Source organism: Nitrincola tapanii, from assembly GCF_008368715.1.
Classification (GTDB): Bacteria; Pseudomonadota; Gammaproteobacteria; order Pseudomonadales; family Balneatricaceae; genus Nitrincola; species Nitrincola tapanii.
The window spans coordinates 171,801-185,579 of sequence record NZ_SMRS01000004.1 but is presented as its reverse complement, the minus strand read 5'-3'; the positions used below and the strand labels follow the sequence as shown (position 1 = coordinate 185,579).

The 13,779-nt window shown below is 50.9% G+C and carries 12 protein-coding genes; 3 read left to right on the top strand and 9 right to left on the bottom strand.

Annotation, left to right across the window (positions count from 1 at the left end; all coding sequences use genetic code 11):
• The first annotated feature begins 182 nt into the window (after positions 1–182).
• Positions 183–2,918 carry a cation-translocating P-type ATPase gene (locus E1H14_RS13365; protein WP_149390683.1) on the top strand — a complete coding sequence of 912 codons (2,736 nt, stop codon included), beginning with the start codon at positions 183–185 and terminating at the stop codon, positions 2,916–2,918.
• 67 nt (positions 2,919–2,985) lie between these two features.
• Here E1H14_RS13365 and E1H14_RS06700 read toward each other — a convergent pair whose 3' ends face one another.
• Positions 2,986–3,915: an electron transfer flavoprotein subunit alpha/FixB family protein gene (locus E1H14_RS06700; RefSeq protein ID WP_149390682.1), complete on the bottom strand. Its 930-nt coding sequence runs from the start codon at positions 3,913–3,915 to the stop codon at positions 2,986–2,988.
• The gene (locus tag E1H14_RS06695; RefSeq protein WP_149390681.1) at positions 3,915–4,664 is read right to left on the bottom strand and encodes an electron transfer flavoprotein subunit beta/FixA family protein; all 750 of its coding nucleotides are present in this window, start codon (positions 4,662–4,664) and stop codon (positions 3,915–3,917) included. The genes E1H14_RS06700 and E1H14_RS06695 overlap by 1 nt, the downstream gene beginning before the upstream one ends.
• Positions 4,665–4,749: 85 nt before the next feature.
• On the opposite strand from E1H14_RS06695, the gene E1H14_RS06690 reads away from it, so the two are divergent.
• The gene (locus E1H14_RS06690) at positions 4,750–6,396 is read left to right on the top strand and encodes an electron transfer flavoprotein-ubiquinone oxidoreductase (protein ID WP_149390680.1); all 1,647 of its coding nucleotides are present in this window, start codon (positions 4,750–4,752) and stop codon (positions 6,394–6,396) included.
• 70 nt (positions 6,397–6,466) lie between these two features.
• Here the strand turns inward: E1H14_RS06690 and E1H14_RS06685 are convergent, their stop codons facing one another.
• From E1H14_RS06685 to E1H14_RS06670, 4 genes are all read right to left on the bottom strand, one after another.
• Entirely contained in the window at positions 6,467–6,652 is a 186-nt protein-coding gene (locus tag E1H14_RS06685) for a hypothetical protein (RefSeq protein WP_149390679.1), read from the bottom strand.
• A gap of 37 nt (positions 6,653–6,689) precedes the next feature.
• Entirely contained in the window at positions 6,690–7,769 is a 1,080-nt protein-coding gene (gene hemH, locus E1H14_RS06680) for a ferrochelatase (RefSeq protein ID WP_149390678.1), read from the bottom strand.
• A 102-nt stretch (positions 7,770–7,871) separates the two neighbouring features.
• Complete coding sequence (fabV, locus tag E1H14_RS06675; protein ID WP_149390677.1) at positions 7,872–9,077, bottom strand: enoyl-ACP reductase FabV; 1,206 nt, start codon at positions 9,075–9,077, stop codon at positions 7,872–7,874.
• 198 nt (positions 9,078–9,275) lie between these two features.
• On the bottom strand, positions 9,276–11,048 hold the full coding sequence (locus E1H14_RS06670; RefSeq protein WP_149390676.1) for an acyl-CoA dehydrogenase family protein: 1,773 nt from the start codon (positions 11,046–11,048) through the stop codon (positions 9,276–9,278).
• A 156-nt stretch (positions 11,049–11,204) separates the two neighbouring features.
• Here E1H14_RS06670 and E1H14_RS06665 point away from each other — a divergent pair, with 156 nt between their 5' ends.
• Entirely contained in the window at positions 11,205–11,636 is a 432-nt protein-coding gene (locus E1H14_RS06665; RefSeq protein ID WP_149390675.1) for a MaoC family dehydratase, read from the top strand.
• A 72-nt stretch (positions 11,637–11,708) separates the two neighbouring features.
• Here the strand turns inward: E1H14_RS06665 and E1H14_RS06660 are convergent, their stop codons facing one another.
• From E1H14_RS06660 to E1H14_RS06645, 3 genes are all read right to left on the bottom strand, one after another.
• Positions 11,709–12,074, bottom strand: coding sequence for a HepT-like ribonuclease domain-containing protein (locus E1H14_RS06660; RefSeq protein ID WP_149390674.1), 366 nt, complete (start codon positions 12,072–12,074; stop codon positions 11,709–11,711).
• Entirely contained in the window at positions 12,071–12,361 is a 291-nt protein-coding gene (locus E1H14_RS06655) for a nucleotidyltransferase family protein (RefSeq protein ID WP_149390673.1), read from the bottom strand. Before E1H14_RS06655 ends, E1H14_RS06660 begins: the two co-directional genes overlap by 4 nt.
• A gap of 346 nt (positions 12,362–12,707) precedes the next feature.
• Entirely contained in the window at positions 12,708–13,715 is a 1,008-nt protein-coding gene (locus E1H14_RS06645) for a porin (RefSeq protein ID WP_160142034.1), read from the bottom strand.
• Positions 13,716–13,779 lie beyond the last annotated feature (64 nt).

Here is a 13,779-nt window from a genome sequence, read left to right as displayed (position 1 = left end):
GTTTTTGTTTTACCGCCTAAGATTAACATATAAAAACAAATAACCCACTCAGTACAGATTAGGACATCACGACTGAGATATGATCCGCATCAAACAAACACACGAGTTTTTAGAATGAACTAAGAGGCCTGCAACGTTTCAATGTTAGGATAGGTGAATCACGGTCAAAATGGAGGCAAGCCATGCAACCTAAACATTCTGAACTCTGGCACCACCTCACCGAAGAAGATGTGTTTGAGGCCTTGAACAGTCATCAACATCAAGGGTTAGATGCCAGCAGCATCACTGAGCGCCAACGCCTGTTCGGTGCCAATATCATCAGCAGTCGAGCCGCCACGCCTGCATGGAAGCGCCTGCTGTTACAGTTTCATAATCCTTTAATTTACATTCTTCTGATCGCCACACTCGTCACCTTTTTTCTGCAAGAGTACGTTGATGCCGGCGTGATTCTGGCGGTGGTCCTGATCAATGCCTTGATCGGCTTTATTCAAGAATCGAAAGCAGAAGCCGCGATCAACTCCTTAAAGAATCTCCTGTCCGCACAAGCGCGCGTGATTCGTGACGGCCAGGTACAAACCATTTCGGCCAGTGAACTGGTTCCCGGTGATCTGCTCATTCTGGCCTCAGGGGATAAGGTCAGTGCCGATATTCGACTCTATGAGTGCAAGGATTTACAAATCGACGAATCGGCACTAACCGGCGAATCCGTGGCGTCACAAAAAACCTTACGCCGTTTAGATAAGGACACGCTGCTGGCGGATCGCCAGAATATGGCTTTTGCAGGAACCTTAGTCACCTATGGCACCGGCAAGGGGGTGGTGATTGCCACCGGCGATCACACCGAAACCGGCAAAATTGCGCACATGATTGCGGAAGCCACACAGATCGACACCCCCCTCACGCGCAAAATTCATGCGTTTAGCCGTTTACTCCTCTGGGTCATTCTTGGTTTAGCCCTCGCCACTTTTGCGATCGGTTTGCTCTATGGCATGGCGGCGACGGAAACCTTTATGGCCGCTGTGGCCCTGGCTGTGGCTGCGATTCCAGAAGGCTTACCTGCCGTGGTCACCATTACGCTCGCCATCGGGGTGCGGCGCATGGCTAAGCGTAATGCCATCATCCGTACCCTCTCTGCCGTGGAAACGCTCGGTTCCACGACGGTGATCTGCTCAGATAAAACCGGCACCCTGACTGAAAACCAGATGACTGTGCAGGCCATTTTTGCCGCTGGGCACCGCTATCAAATCAGTGGCAGCGGTTATCAACCGGAAGGCGAAATCACTCCCGCCTCAGGCAGCCCTGAACTCGGAGATAATTTGGCCCTGCAGCACTGCTTACGCGCCGGTTTGATCAGCAATGATTCGCTGCTTAAATTCAAGTCTGAACGTTGGCAGGTGGAAGGCGATCCAACAGAGGGTGCCCTAATCACGGCTGCGCTCAAGTCAGGGTTAGAATCTGCCGACTGCCATCAGGACTATCCTCGTCTGGATAGCATCCCCTTTGAGTCTGATCGCCAATATATGGCAACTCTGCACGCCACCCCTCAAGGGGAAAAGCTACTCTACTTAAAAGGGTCGGTTGAGCAGGTGCTGAAGCGCTGTAAAGAGCAAATGACCTCTCAGGGTCAAACCGAGAACTTGAACAGTTCCGCCATCAATGCCCAAGTTGAAACGCTAGCGGCACAAGGGCTGCGTGTACTGGCTTTTGCCTGTCAAAAGCTCCCCTCTGAAGTGAACAACCTAGATGCTTTTCAAACACATGAAGCGGAGGAGCAACTCTGCTTTATCGGCCTGCAAGCGATGATCGATCCGCCGCGTGCCGAAGCGATCCGCGCAGTCGCCACCTGCCAGTCTGCGGGGATTAATATCAAAATGATCACCGGCGACCATGCCTTAACAGCAGGCGCCATCGCCAAGCAGATCGGCATCCTCAGTGCTGAAGAGTCGCTCGACCAAGGTAAGACACAAAAAGTGCTGACCGGACGCGACCTGGCTGAAATGAGTGACCATGAGCTACTCGACTGTGTTGAGCAGGTGTCCGTTTATGCTCGCGTCGCCCCCGAGCAAAAACTCAAACTCGTGACGGCCTTACAAGCGCATAGCCAGGTGGTGGCCATGACCGGTGATGGTGTGAACGATGCACCTGCGCTCAAGCAGGCGGATATCGGCATTGCGATGGGACTCAGCGGTACCGAAGTGGCGAAAGAAGCGTCGGACATGGTGCTCACCGATGACAACTTCTCTTCCATTGAGGCAGCCGTGGAAGAAGGACGCACCGTTTTTGATAACCTGATCAAGTTCATTAGCTGGATTTTGCCCACGAATCTTGGCCAAGGGCTGGTGATTATGCTGGCGATTTTGCTCGGGGTCACCCTCCCCGTCCTGCCTGTTCAGGCGTTATGGCTCAATATGACCACCGCCGTCTTTTTGGGCTTAATGCTCGCCTTTGAGCCGAAAGAGCCAGGGATCATGACACGCGCTCCACGTGAACCCAACTCACCGATTCTGTCGGTGGAAATGATTGGCCGCATCGTCTCTGTCAGCAGTCTGTTACTGCTCGGTGCCTTTGGTTTATTCCAATGGTCACAATCACATGGTGCCAGTCTGGAGGAGTCGCGTACACTGGCCGTCACCCTATTTGTCATCGTTCAGAGTTTCTTCCTGCTCAACTGTCGTTCCCTTAGCCGCAGCCTATTCAAAACCGAAATGCTGAGCAACTTGTGGATCTGGGGAGGAATCGCCGCCATGCTGCTTGCACAACTGCTGTTCATCTATTTGCCGATCATGAATCAGCTGTTCCATAGTGCGCCACTGAGCTTCAACTACTGGCTGGTCATGCTGGCGTATGGCGCGGCCGTGCTGCTTTTAGTCGAGCTGGAAAAGGCCTTGTGGCGGCGGCATAAAATAAAGCAGGCGTGAAACAATGAATTAAACAAAAAACCGGGCACCGCCTAGACGGTAGCCCGGTGAGATGTGAATGGAAGGATTAGAGCGCTTTAGCCAATTCCGGCAAGGCTTCGTTTAAATCCGCCACCAGACCATAGTCCGCCACCTGGAAGATGGGCGCATCTTCATCTTTATTGATGGCCACAATCACTTTTGAGTCCTTAATCCCGGCAACATGCTGAATCGCGCCGGAAATCCCTACGCCAATATAAAGTTCAGGCGCAATGATTTTACCGGTTTGACCTATCTGGGTGTCATTGGCCACAAACCCCGCATCCACTGCTGCGCGCGTCGCGCCGATCGCGGCACCGAGTTTATCGGCCAGGGCTTCAAGCAGTGCAAAATGCTCTTTATTCCCCATGCCACGCCCCCCTGCCAACACCACACGTGCTGCGGTGAGCTCAGGACGATCCGACTGCGCACGCTCTTCCTTAACAAAACGACTTATACCGGCATCGTGCACTTGAGTTAAGCTCGCGACCTCCGCATTGCCACCACTTGCAGGTGCCGCATCAAATGCCGTGGTACGCACAGTAATCACTTTCACCGGATCTAAAGATTCGACGCTGGCCAAGGCATTTCCCGCATAAACTGGGCGCACAAATTGCGTGGGGGATTCAATCGCGACAATTTCAGAAACCTGCCCGACATCCAAAAGTGCCGCCACACGTGGCATCAGGTTTTTACCCTGAGTCGTGGCCGGTGCCAAAAGATGTGAGTAATCAGTGGCCAAATCCAGCACTAAGGGCGTCAGATTCTCAGCCAATCCTTGAGCATAGGCGGCCGCTTCCGCCAGATAGACTTTACGCACACCGGCAATCTGTGCCGCTTGCGTCGCAACCGCCGCGCAGCCCTCACCCGCGACCAAAAGATCTACCTCAGCACCTAAGGCTAACGCCGCTGTCACCGCTGCATAGGTGGCCGCTTTTAAAGACTGGTTGTCGTGCTCACAAATCAGTAACGTCGCCATTAGATCACCTTCGCCTCATTCTTCAGTTTGTCGACCAGTTCAGCCACGCTGGATACCTTAATGCCCGCTTGGCGCTCGGCAGGGGGCACAACTTTTAAAACACGCGTATTGGCTTTCACTTCCACACCTAAATCTGCCGGTGTTTTGATCTCCAAAGGCTTTTTCTTTGCTTTCATGATATCCGGTAACTTCGCATAACGCGGCTCATTCAAACGCAAATCAGCCGTCAGCACGGCAGGCAAACGCAGTGCGAGAGTTTGTAACCCCCCGTCGACTTCACGTGTCACTTCCACTTCTTCCGCGCTGACACGCATTTCTGAGATAAATGTCCCCTGCGCCGCACCGATCAAAGCCGCCAGCATCTGGCCGGTTTGATTGTTATCTGTGTCGATCGACTGCTTGCCCATTAGGACTAAACCTGGCTGTTCGGATTCACAGATTTTGGCTAAAGTCTTGGCGACGGTCAGAGATTCTAACTTCTCATCGGTTTCCACCAAAATGGCTCGATCAGCACCCATCGCCAAGGCTGTGCGTAATTGCTCCTGCGCAGCACTGGGGCCTACGCTTGCCACAATCACTTCACTGGCCACACCGGCTTCCTTGAGACGAATCGCTTGCTCAACCGCAATTTCACAGAAAGGGTTCATCGCCATTTTTACGTTCTTCAGATCCACATCGCTGTGATCTGCCAAAACTCTTACCTTGACGTTGTAGTCAATCACACGTTTGACCGTCACTAGAACCTTCATTCAACCTTCCTTTTTGTCAGATAACATAGGACTCTGTAGACTATATCATGATATTTAATCATTACATCTTTAGGAGTGGTCAAACATGCGTGAATCCATGGAATTTGACGTTGTCATAGTCGGTGCAGGTGTCACCGGTCTGGCTGCCGCGTGTCGCTTAATGCAGAAGGCTCAGGAACGTGAGCAAACGCTCAGCGTTTGTGTGCTGGAAAAGGGCTCGGAGCTCGGCGCGCATGTACTGTCCGGGGGGGTGATGGAAACCCGTGCACTGGATGAGCTCTTTCCCGACTGGCAAGAGCGTGGCGCACCGCTAAAGATTAAGATTGAGCGTGAGCAAACCTGGCTGCTGACCAGTGCCCAAAAGGGTGTGAAACTGCCCGGTATCGGTGTTCCCAAAACCATGCATAACAAGGGCAACTATGTTGTCTCCCTGGCCAATCTCACACGCTGGATGGGTGAACAGGCTGAAGCCCTGGGTGTAGAGATTTTTCCAGGCTTTGCTGCCAACGAAGTACTCTACCATGAAGATGGCAGCGTCAAGGGTGTGGCAACCGGCGATATGGGTGTCGGGGCGGATGGACAGCCGAAAGACAGCTATACAGAGGGTATGGAGTTACACGCTAAATACACCCTCTTTACAGAGGGTGTACGCGGCCATCTAGGTAAGCAGGTGATCGAACGTTTCCAGCTGGATGCCGGCAAAGATCCGCAGCACTACGGCATCGGGATGAAAGAGATCTGGGAGATCGATCCTGCGAAAAGCCAGCCTGGCTTGGTGGTGCACGGCGCCGGTTGGCCGTTAAGTGATGGGGCCAGCGGCGGCTTCTTCCTCTATCACGATGAAAACAATCAGGTTGAAGTCGGTTTAATTGTTGACCTGAATTACTCCAACCCCTGGTTAAGCCCATTTGATGAGTTCCAGCGCTTGAAGCATCATCCTGTGCTCAAAGCGCATCTTGAAGGTGGCACACGCGTCTCTTATGGTGCACGTGCTGTGGTTAAAGGCGGCTTTAACACACTCCCCAAGATGTCGATGCCCGGTGCTTTTATCCTCGGTTGCAATGCAGGCACCTTGAACTTCGCCAAAATCAAAGGCATCCATACGGGCATGAAATCCGGCATGTTGGCCGCGGAAGTCATCGCCGATGCCTTAGCCGCAGGTGATCTTGGTGGCAAAGATCTGAGTGCCTTCCAAAGCGCTTATGAAAACTCCTGGCTTTACGATGAACTCTATCGGGGGCGCAACTTCTCTCCGGCGCTGCATAAGTTTGGTGTCCTACTCGGTGGCACCTTTAACTATATTGATCAGAATATCTTTGGCGGCAAGATACCCATCACTTTGCATGACACACATGCCGACCATGAAGGCATGCGCCTAGCCAGTGACGCCAAAAAAATCGACTACCCGAAACCGGATGGCAAACTCTCTTTCGATCGTCTCTCATCGGTTTATCTCTCCAATACTGTGCATGAGGAAGATCAACCTTGCCACCTGGTACTCAAAGATCCGGATCTACCCATGCGTGAGAACTGGCCTAAGTATGCCGAACCGGCACAGCGCTACTGCCCGGCCGGGGTTTATGAAGTGCTAGAGGAAGCGGAAGGGCCTAAATTGCAGATTAATTTCACTAACTGCGTACACTGCAAAACCTGTGACATTAAAGATCCAGCACAAAATATTGTCTGGATTGCCCCTGAAGGGGGTGGCGGTCCGAACTACCCTAATATGTAAACACGTTTTACCGAGGCGGCCAGAATGCCGCCTCGCGTGTCAGTCTAATGCCAAATAGAAAAAGACTGATTCAATGATAAGTCTGCTCGTATTTCTTTTGGATCGCGATCAAAGCGGGCTGAATATCCAAGGGCGCATATTTCATCGCCTGCTCGAACAACTCCTTATTCTCTTCCGACAGACGCTCCTCTTCACTCATCAGTTTTAGCTTGCGCATCGCTTCCATAAACTTGGGGTGCGGTTTGGCATGGCTCATCGGAGTGTCTCCTGAATTAACTTGGATCAACCAAGGATTAAAGTTTTACGGCATCTGCCAGGGTTGCGCTCAGTTTTGCATCACGCTCAGGTCGGCTCAACCACTGTGTTAAGGTCGGTGCCAATAGGCTTTGCATCATCTGTATATGCTCAGCATCATCATTCAGCGCAGGAATATACGCATACTCCTCACCTCCTGCTTCCATAAAATACTCGCGGTTCTCCTGCCCGATCTCTTCGATCGTTTCCAGACAATCCGCAGAAAAGCCCGGACACACCAGCTGTACAGATTTGACACCCTGAGCCGGTAAAGATTTCAGTGTTTCATCGGTATAAGGCTTTAACCACTCTTCCCGACCAAAACGCGATTGAAAAGTCGTTACATACTCATCCTGCACCAACCCCAAACGCTCCGCCAACAAACGTGACGTTTTGTGGCACTCACAATGGTAAGGATCTCCCTTCAACAGATAGCGCTTAGGCACACCGTGATAGGAGAGAATTAACTTTTGTGCTCGGCCATTTTCCGCCCAGAAGGTTTCAATTTTATGAGCCAAAGCCTCGATGTAGGCAGGATAGTCATGATAATGACTGATAAAATGCAGTTCTGGCAACCATCTACGCTGCATAAAATCGGCCGCCAGTGCATCAAAAGTCGAGGCACTGGTCGCGCCTGAATATTGCGGATAAAGTGGCAGAACAATCAGCTGACGCACACCCGCTTGCTGCATCTTTTCCAACACCGATGGGATCGAAGGATTGCCATAACGCATCGCAAAATCGACATAAACACGCTCGCCATACTCAGCTTGCAGTGCCTGCTTTAACGCCTCGGCTTGTTTCTGCGTAATGCTTAATAAGGGGGAGCCTTCCTCTGTCCAAACTTCACGATAGGCCGCAGCAGAGCGTTTCGGACGAATATTCAGAATCACACCATTAAGAATCAGCCACCAAAGCGGGCGCGGCACCTCGACAACACGCGGATCCCAGAGAAACTCTTTTAAATAACGGCGAAGAGCCTTAGGCGTTGGGGCATCGGGTGTGCCAAGGTTGGTCAGTAACACACCGATTTTATCTTTCTGATCATGGCGGAAAGCACTGGCTCCCTGATAACGCATGGACTGCTCCTTAAAAAAGCCTGAAAAGCGGCTCTACGCAATTCAGGCTTAAAGCGTTCAATAAAGGTTAATCAATCGCCTAGACGTGATCTAAACCTTACCTCAGGCCACGTCAATCACATCAAATACGACCTCTGGATTCACCTCAGCCTCATAATCGATGCCTTCAATCCCAAAACCAAAGAGCTTCAAGAATTCAGCCTTATAGGCTGCATAATCGGTCAGCTCAAACAGATTTTCGGTGGTCACCTGAGGCCAGAGTTCGCGACAAGCATTCTGCACCTCATCTCGTAACTCCCAATCATCCAAACGGAAGCGCTGCTGCTCATCCATCACCCCCCCTTCACCATACAAACCGGTGCTGAACAAACGCCAAACCTGCTCCATGCAGCCCTCATGCAACCCTTGCTCTTTCATCACTTTAAAGACCATAGAAAGATACAGAGGCATCACCGGAATCGCTGAGCTGGCCTGGGTCACAACCGACTTTAATACCGCCACATTGGCTTGCCCTTGAATCTCTGCCAGCTGTGCACTCAAGGCTGCGGCGGTATCATCCAGGTGCTGCTTGGCTTTACCCAAAGCACCATGCCAATAAATCGGCCAAGTAATATCGGTTCCGATATAGCTGTACGCAACCGTTTTGAAGCCAGATGCCAAAACACCGGCCTGAGAAAGCGCATCAATCCACAGCTTCCAGTCCTCACCGCCCATCACTTTAACGGTAGCTTCCACCTCTTCTGGAGTGGCCGGCTCGACCTCAGCCTCAATAATACAATCCTTGTTGGTATCGATGGCGGTTGAGCGGTAAGGCTCACCGATAGGCTTTAATACAGAGCGAATCACTTCACCAGTGTCTGGAAGCTTGCGCACAGGTGAAGCCAAGGAGTAGACCACCAGATCGATCTGGCCTAAATCCTCTTTGATCAGCTCAATGGCTTTCGCACGCACTTCATTGGAGAAGGCATCACCATTAATGCTTTTCGCATACAACCCTGCTTCATGCGCCAGACGCTCAAAGGCCGCCGCATTGTACCAACCGGCTGTCCCAGGCTTCTTCTCAGTCCCTGCTTTTTCAAAAAAGACACCCAGAGTTGCCGCGCCCGCCCCAAAGGCCGCCGCAATACGAGAAGCCAGGCCATAACCACTGGACGCCCCTAAAACCAACACACGTTTAGGTGCCGCCTGCAAAGGGAGATTTTGGACTTGAGCCTGGGTATAAGCGATCTGCTCACGCACATTCACTTCACAGCCTTGAGGATGGGTAGTGGTACAAATGAAACCACGGATTTTCGGTTTGATAATCATAAGAAGAGATCTATCCAATGACAGCGAATTAACAAATGATCGCGATAAGATAGCTTATTTTGGGCGTTGATTCAGTAAAAATGATCGGACTGAGCGCCGAGCAAGACGGCAAAACGCCGCCTTGCTTTCAATACTACTTGCCAATACCCACTCGCGCAGGCTTAGACCGCTATCCTACCTCGAGACGCAACACCTTCTTTACCAAGCGCTGGCAAAGTGAGCATCATTCATAGCCACCACCGGCTCACTGCCGGACTGTACCATGTCTGCAAAACCCATCGCGCGGGGTAGAATATGCGCAAAGTAGAAGTTTGTGGTCAGCTGCTTAGCCTCCAAGAAGGCATCGTCCTCACCGCGCGCCTGAGCCGCACGACAGGCCAGTGCCTGACGCAACAACTCCCAAGCACCAGCCACCACACCCAACTGCATCAAAAAGTTAAAGGCAATTGCACCGGCGAGCTGCGGATCCTCCTGCGCCCCCTGCAATAAGCCATCACGGCTGGCCTCCACCCCTTGTACCGCGACTTCTAACTGAGCGGCAAGTGGCGCAAAATCACCGGCCTGATTCAAGGTTTCACGCATTTCAGCCAAGAGACGATTCAAAGCGGCACCCTGATCCAGTAAAACTTTACGCCCGACCAAATCCAGAGCCTGAATACCGTTTGTACCCTCATAAATCGACAGAACACGTGCATCACGCATATATTGCGCAGCACCGGTTTCTTCCACATAGCCCATGCCGCCATGCACCTGTACCCCCAAAGAGGTCACTTCATTGGCATTCTCGGTACACCAGGCTTTTACCACCGGGGTTAAAAGCGCAGCACGCGCCTTTTCGTCGGCGCGACGCTGCTCATCTTCCGCGTGCTCAGCAAAATCCAAGCTCCCACAGGCATCATAGGCCAAAGCACGCCCTGCTTCTGTCAGCGCCTTCATGGTCAATAACATGCGGCGCACATCACCATGGCGCATAATCGGACCGGCTTCTTTGTAACCCACCGCCGGCGCTTGAATACGCTCTTGAGCATAATTTAACGCCTGCTGGTAAGCACGCTCAGCCACGGCAACTCCCTGCAAACCGACTCCTAAGCGCGCATTGTTCATCATAGTGAACATACAAGCCAAACCACGATTTTCCTGGCCGACCAGATAACCCACTGAATTGTCAAAACCCATCACACAGGTGGCACTGCCATGAATCCCCAACTTATGCTCTAAAGACAGGGTATGCGTCTGGTTATACTCACCTAGATTACCTTCTGCATCGACTCGGTATTTCGGGACTAAAAACAAAGAGATTCCGCGCACTCCTGCTGGAGCATCCGGCAAACGTGCCAACACCAGGTGAATGATGTTGCGCGTCATATTCTGATCACCCCAGGTGATGAACACCTTCTCACCCGTGATGCGATACACCTCGCCATCACGCTCCGCTTTACAGCGCACGGTGGATAGATCCGAACCGGCATTACCTTCAGTCAAACACATGGTGCCGGCCCACTCACCGCTAATCAGTTGCGGCAAATAAGCCGCTTTCAGCTCATCACTGGCATTCAGGCTTAAACACTCTACCGCCCCTTGAGATAACAAAGGACACAAACCCCAAGACACATTCGCAGCTTGCCACAGCTCCATGACAGGAACAGATAAAAGATAGGGCAGCCCCTGGCCACCGTATTCAGGATCAAACTGCAACGAACCCCAACCCCCTTCTGCGTACTGCTGATAGGCGCTCACAAAACTTTCCGGGCAGATCACCGCCCCTTCTTGCAGATGCACACCCTGCTGATCGCCATCCCAATTCGTCGGTGCCACCACTTCAGAAGCGACACGCCCGGCTTCCTCCAGAATCGCACTCACCATATCTTCCGACGCATCAGCAAAACGCTCCATCGCCGCTAACTCAGGCAAACGTGCCACCGCATTTAATGCTAGGTTAATGTCTTTTAAGGGAGCTTTGAAATCGGCCATAACCTTTCCTTTTCCTGTTTAAAACTTGCCGCTACCAAGAACGGCGCAAAGTGGATGCCTGCAGCCTGCCATAAGGGTGACTGCCTTAGCAAAAATCGGGTACTCTCTCCATCATAATGAATGATCTTCCCTACCAACAGATGAAAGGCTAAAAAGATGCAAGAAATTCATGGCTATTACCTGGAAGACCTCAGCGTGGGCCTGTCCGCCTCCTATGAAAAAACCCTCACCGATGAAGATGTGCGCCAGTTTGCCAGCCTCTCAGGTGATCACAACCCCGTGCATCTGAACGATGATTACGCCAAAACCACTCTGTTTGGTCAGCGCATCGTTCATGGCATGTTCAGCGCCGCCCTCATCTCGACAGTCGCCGGTATGCACCTGCCCGGGCCTGGAGCCATCTACATCGATCAGCAGTTAAAATTTAAAGCGCCGGTATTTATTGGCGATACCGCTAAAGCCGTGGTTACGGTCATGGAGATCGATGAGCGCCGCCGCCGCGTTAAGGCGCAAACGGATGTATTTGTCGGAGAGAAGCTGGTGGCAACAGGTGAAGCGACGTTTATGGTGGATAAGCGCGGGGGTTAAGAACTCGGATTGATGGACTCATCACCTTGAACGATGGGGATTTATCGCGCTTGTTAAGATGGGTCTAACGGATCATTCAATGCTGGATTGAATGATCTCACTCACCTGGACTCCTAATTTCGGCAAATCCCTTTCGATGGTTTTCCAGACAACATCCAGATCAACTTTAAAATAGCCATGCGCTAAAGCGTTACGCGTTCCATAAGCCGCTTTAAGGGGAAAATCGGGGTATCGCATCGAAAACTCTGGGAAATGGCGCTGAATCTTACCGGCAGCTTCGCCGATAATTTCAAGATTACGGATCACAGCATCCTGCTTTTCTTCATTTACAAGAAAGCTTGCATGATCAATTTCTTCAATATAGCGTTGAATACGATGAATTGCCTGTTCGATATGTTCAAGATAATCCCTTAAAGCAAGCTCATCTCGACGACTCATACAGCCTGAGCCTCATTGAGTACTTCCATCCTCCATCTATCAGGAAGCGCGGCGGGTGTCAGGACATCAACCTCGACACCAAGCAGCTCGGTGAGCTCTACGCAAATAGCTCCCACATCAAATAGAGTGGTTTCTTCTGTAGTGTCAATGAGCAGATCGAGATCACTTTCATCTGTATCTTGGCCATGAAGAACGGAACCAAAAATACGCGGATTTTTGGCATGATGCCTTTCTACAATCTGCAATATCGCCTTGCGATGTCGTTTATAGGCTAAAGATGGCTTCATAAAAGACTCTTCAGTGACTCGTTAATCTCATTCAGATTAGAATATCAAACACATGACTTCAATCCCACCTTCTTTTTGTGCATGAGTCACGCTTATAAGCTTTAGACACAAAATTCATTGCACCTACTCAAGCCCAGACAAACAAGGCGCAAACGGATGTATTTGTCGGAGAGAAGCTGGTGGCAACAGGTGAAGCGACGTTTAGGGTGGATAAGCGCGGAGGTTAAAAAAGCATCGACACCACAGGAGATAGAGAGAACTCGAATCACTAATTGATTCAATCTCTTAGAAAGCAAAAAGGCTCCCACAGGAGCCTTTTTTGATCCGCTAATCTTATTAAATAAGATTAGAAGTTCAGGCGGTAGCCAACGTAGAAGGTATCGTTGGAAGCAGCGGAAGTACCACCTGCAAGAGCTGCTGCATTGTTATAGTCAATATAACCAGCAGAAACTACGCCATTACCCATTTTGTTGTAAACTTCAACTTGGGTAGCTTTCTTACGATCAGCATTATCCAACTTAGTAGTTGAATAGCCCAGAGAAGCACCTAAGCCATTTACTTCATAACCAGCATAGAGACCATAACCTTTATCTTTAACGCTAGTCACTTTATTTTTTGCTTGCTCGTACTTAGCAGCAAGACTCAAGCCTTCCAACTTATAACGAGCTGACAGACCCCACAGGTTCTGATCAATCGCATAATCACCTAGTACCGCATTGCTTTTACCAGACTTAATTGCACCGTAAGCAGCACCTAACACCAGGTCTTCCCAAGTGTATTTACCGCCTAACTGGTAACCATCAATAGTTTTGTCTTTCTCAGGCGTGCCAGCTGCTGATAAAGCATCACCCGCAAATACACCACCAACGAAGGCTTCAAAACCAGCAACGGTTGGAGAAACATAAGCTAAGGAGTTACCTACACGGCGATCAGCACGGTTACCAGTGAAGCCAGCACCTGGTACATAACCTACATCTAAGCCACCGAACTTACCGGAAGCCTGAAACTCAGTGATTGCGCCAACATAATTCCAAGTAGCGTGATCCAGTTTACCGCCAACTGCAGTACCCCAAGAACCTTTAGCACCTACATAAGCATAACGACCGTTACCCAGAGCGCCATTATTCAGGTTAAGAGCCTGCTCCCAAAGGAAAATACCTTTAGTGTCTTCCAGACCCAGATCTACGGTACCCTTGATACCCACACGTGAACCGTAATCTTTCAGGTTTGCGGATTCCTCTTTAGTCTTGTCCATGCTCATACGGAATGAACCGTACAGAGTAGCATCAGCTGCAGCGATAGCAGGAACCGTCATGGCGCCAGCAACAGCCAGAGCGATCAGTGACTTTTTCATCAGTTTTTCCCCTTCAACGTTCAACATACTAGTATTGTTGTTTGAATATCCCGGGCACCCAAAT

What these genes read in the sequence shown, in the direction of transcription:
- fabV (WP_149390677.1), bottom strand. Translation starts at nt 9,077, where the DNA reads ATGATTATCAAACCGAAAATCCGTGGTTTCATTTGTACCACTACCCAT.
- E1H14_RS13365 (WP_149390683.1), top strand. Translation starts at nt 183, where the DNA reads ATGCAACCTAAACATTCTGAACTCTGGCACCACCTCACCGAAGAAGAT.
- E1H14_RS06700 (WP_149390682.1), bottom strand. Translation starts at nt 3,915, where the DNA reads ATGGCGACGTTACTGATTTGTGAGCACGACAACCAGTCTTTAAAAGCG.
- hemH (WP_149390678.1), bottom strand. Translation starts at nt 7,769, where the DNA reads ATGCGTTATCAGGGAGCCAGTGCTTTCCGCCATGATCAGAAAGATAAA.
- E1H14_RS06695 (WP_149390681.1), bottom strand. Translation starts at nt 4,664, where the DNA reads ATGAAGGTTCTAGTGACGGTCAAACGTGTGATTGACTACAACGTCAAG.
- E1H14_RS06665 (WP_149390675.1), top strand. Translation starts at nt 11,205, where the DNA reads ATGCAAGAAATTCATGGCTATTACCTGGAAGACCTCAGCGTGGGCCTG.
- E1H14_RS06670 (WP_149390676.1), bottom strand. Translation starts at nt 11,048, where the DNA reads ATGGCCGATTTCAAAGCTCCCTTAAAAGACATTAACCTAGCATTAAAT.
- E1H14_RS06645 (WP_160142034.1), bottom strand. Translation starts at nt 13,715, where the DNA reads ATGAAAAAGTCACTGATCGCTCTGGCTGTTGCTGGCGCCATGACGGTT.
- E1H14_RS06655 (WP_149390673.1), bottom strand. Translation starts at nt 12,361, where the DNA reads ATGAAGCCATCTTTAGCCTATAAACGACATCGCAAGGCGATATTGCAG.
- E1H14_RS06690 (WP_149390680.1), top strand. Translation starts at nt 4,750, where the DNA reads ATGCGTGAATCCATGGAATTTGACGTTGTCATAGTCGGTGCAGGTGTC.
- E1H14_RS06685 (WP_149390679.1), bottom strand. Translation starts at nt 6,652, where the DNA reads ATGAGCCATGCCAAACCGCACCCCAAGTTTATGGAAGCGATGCGCAAG.
- E1H14_RS06660 (WP_149390674.1), bottom strand. Translation starts at nt 12,074, where the DNA reads ATGAGTCGTCGAGATGAGCTTGCTTTAAGGGATTATCTTGAACATATC.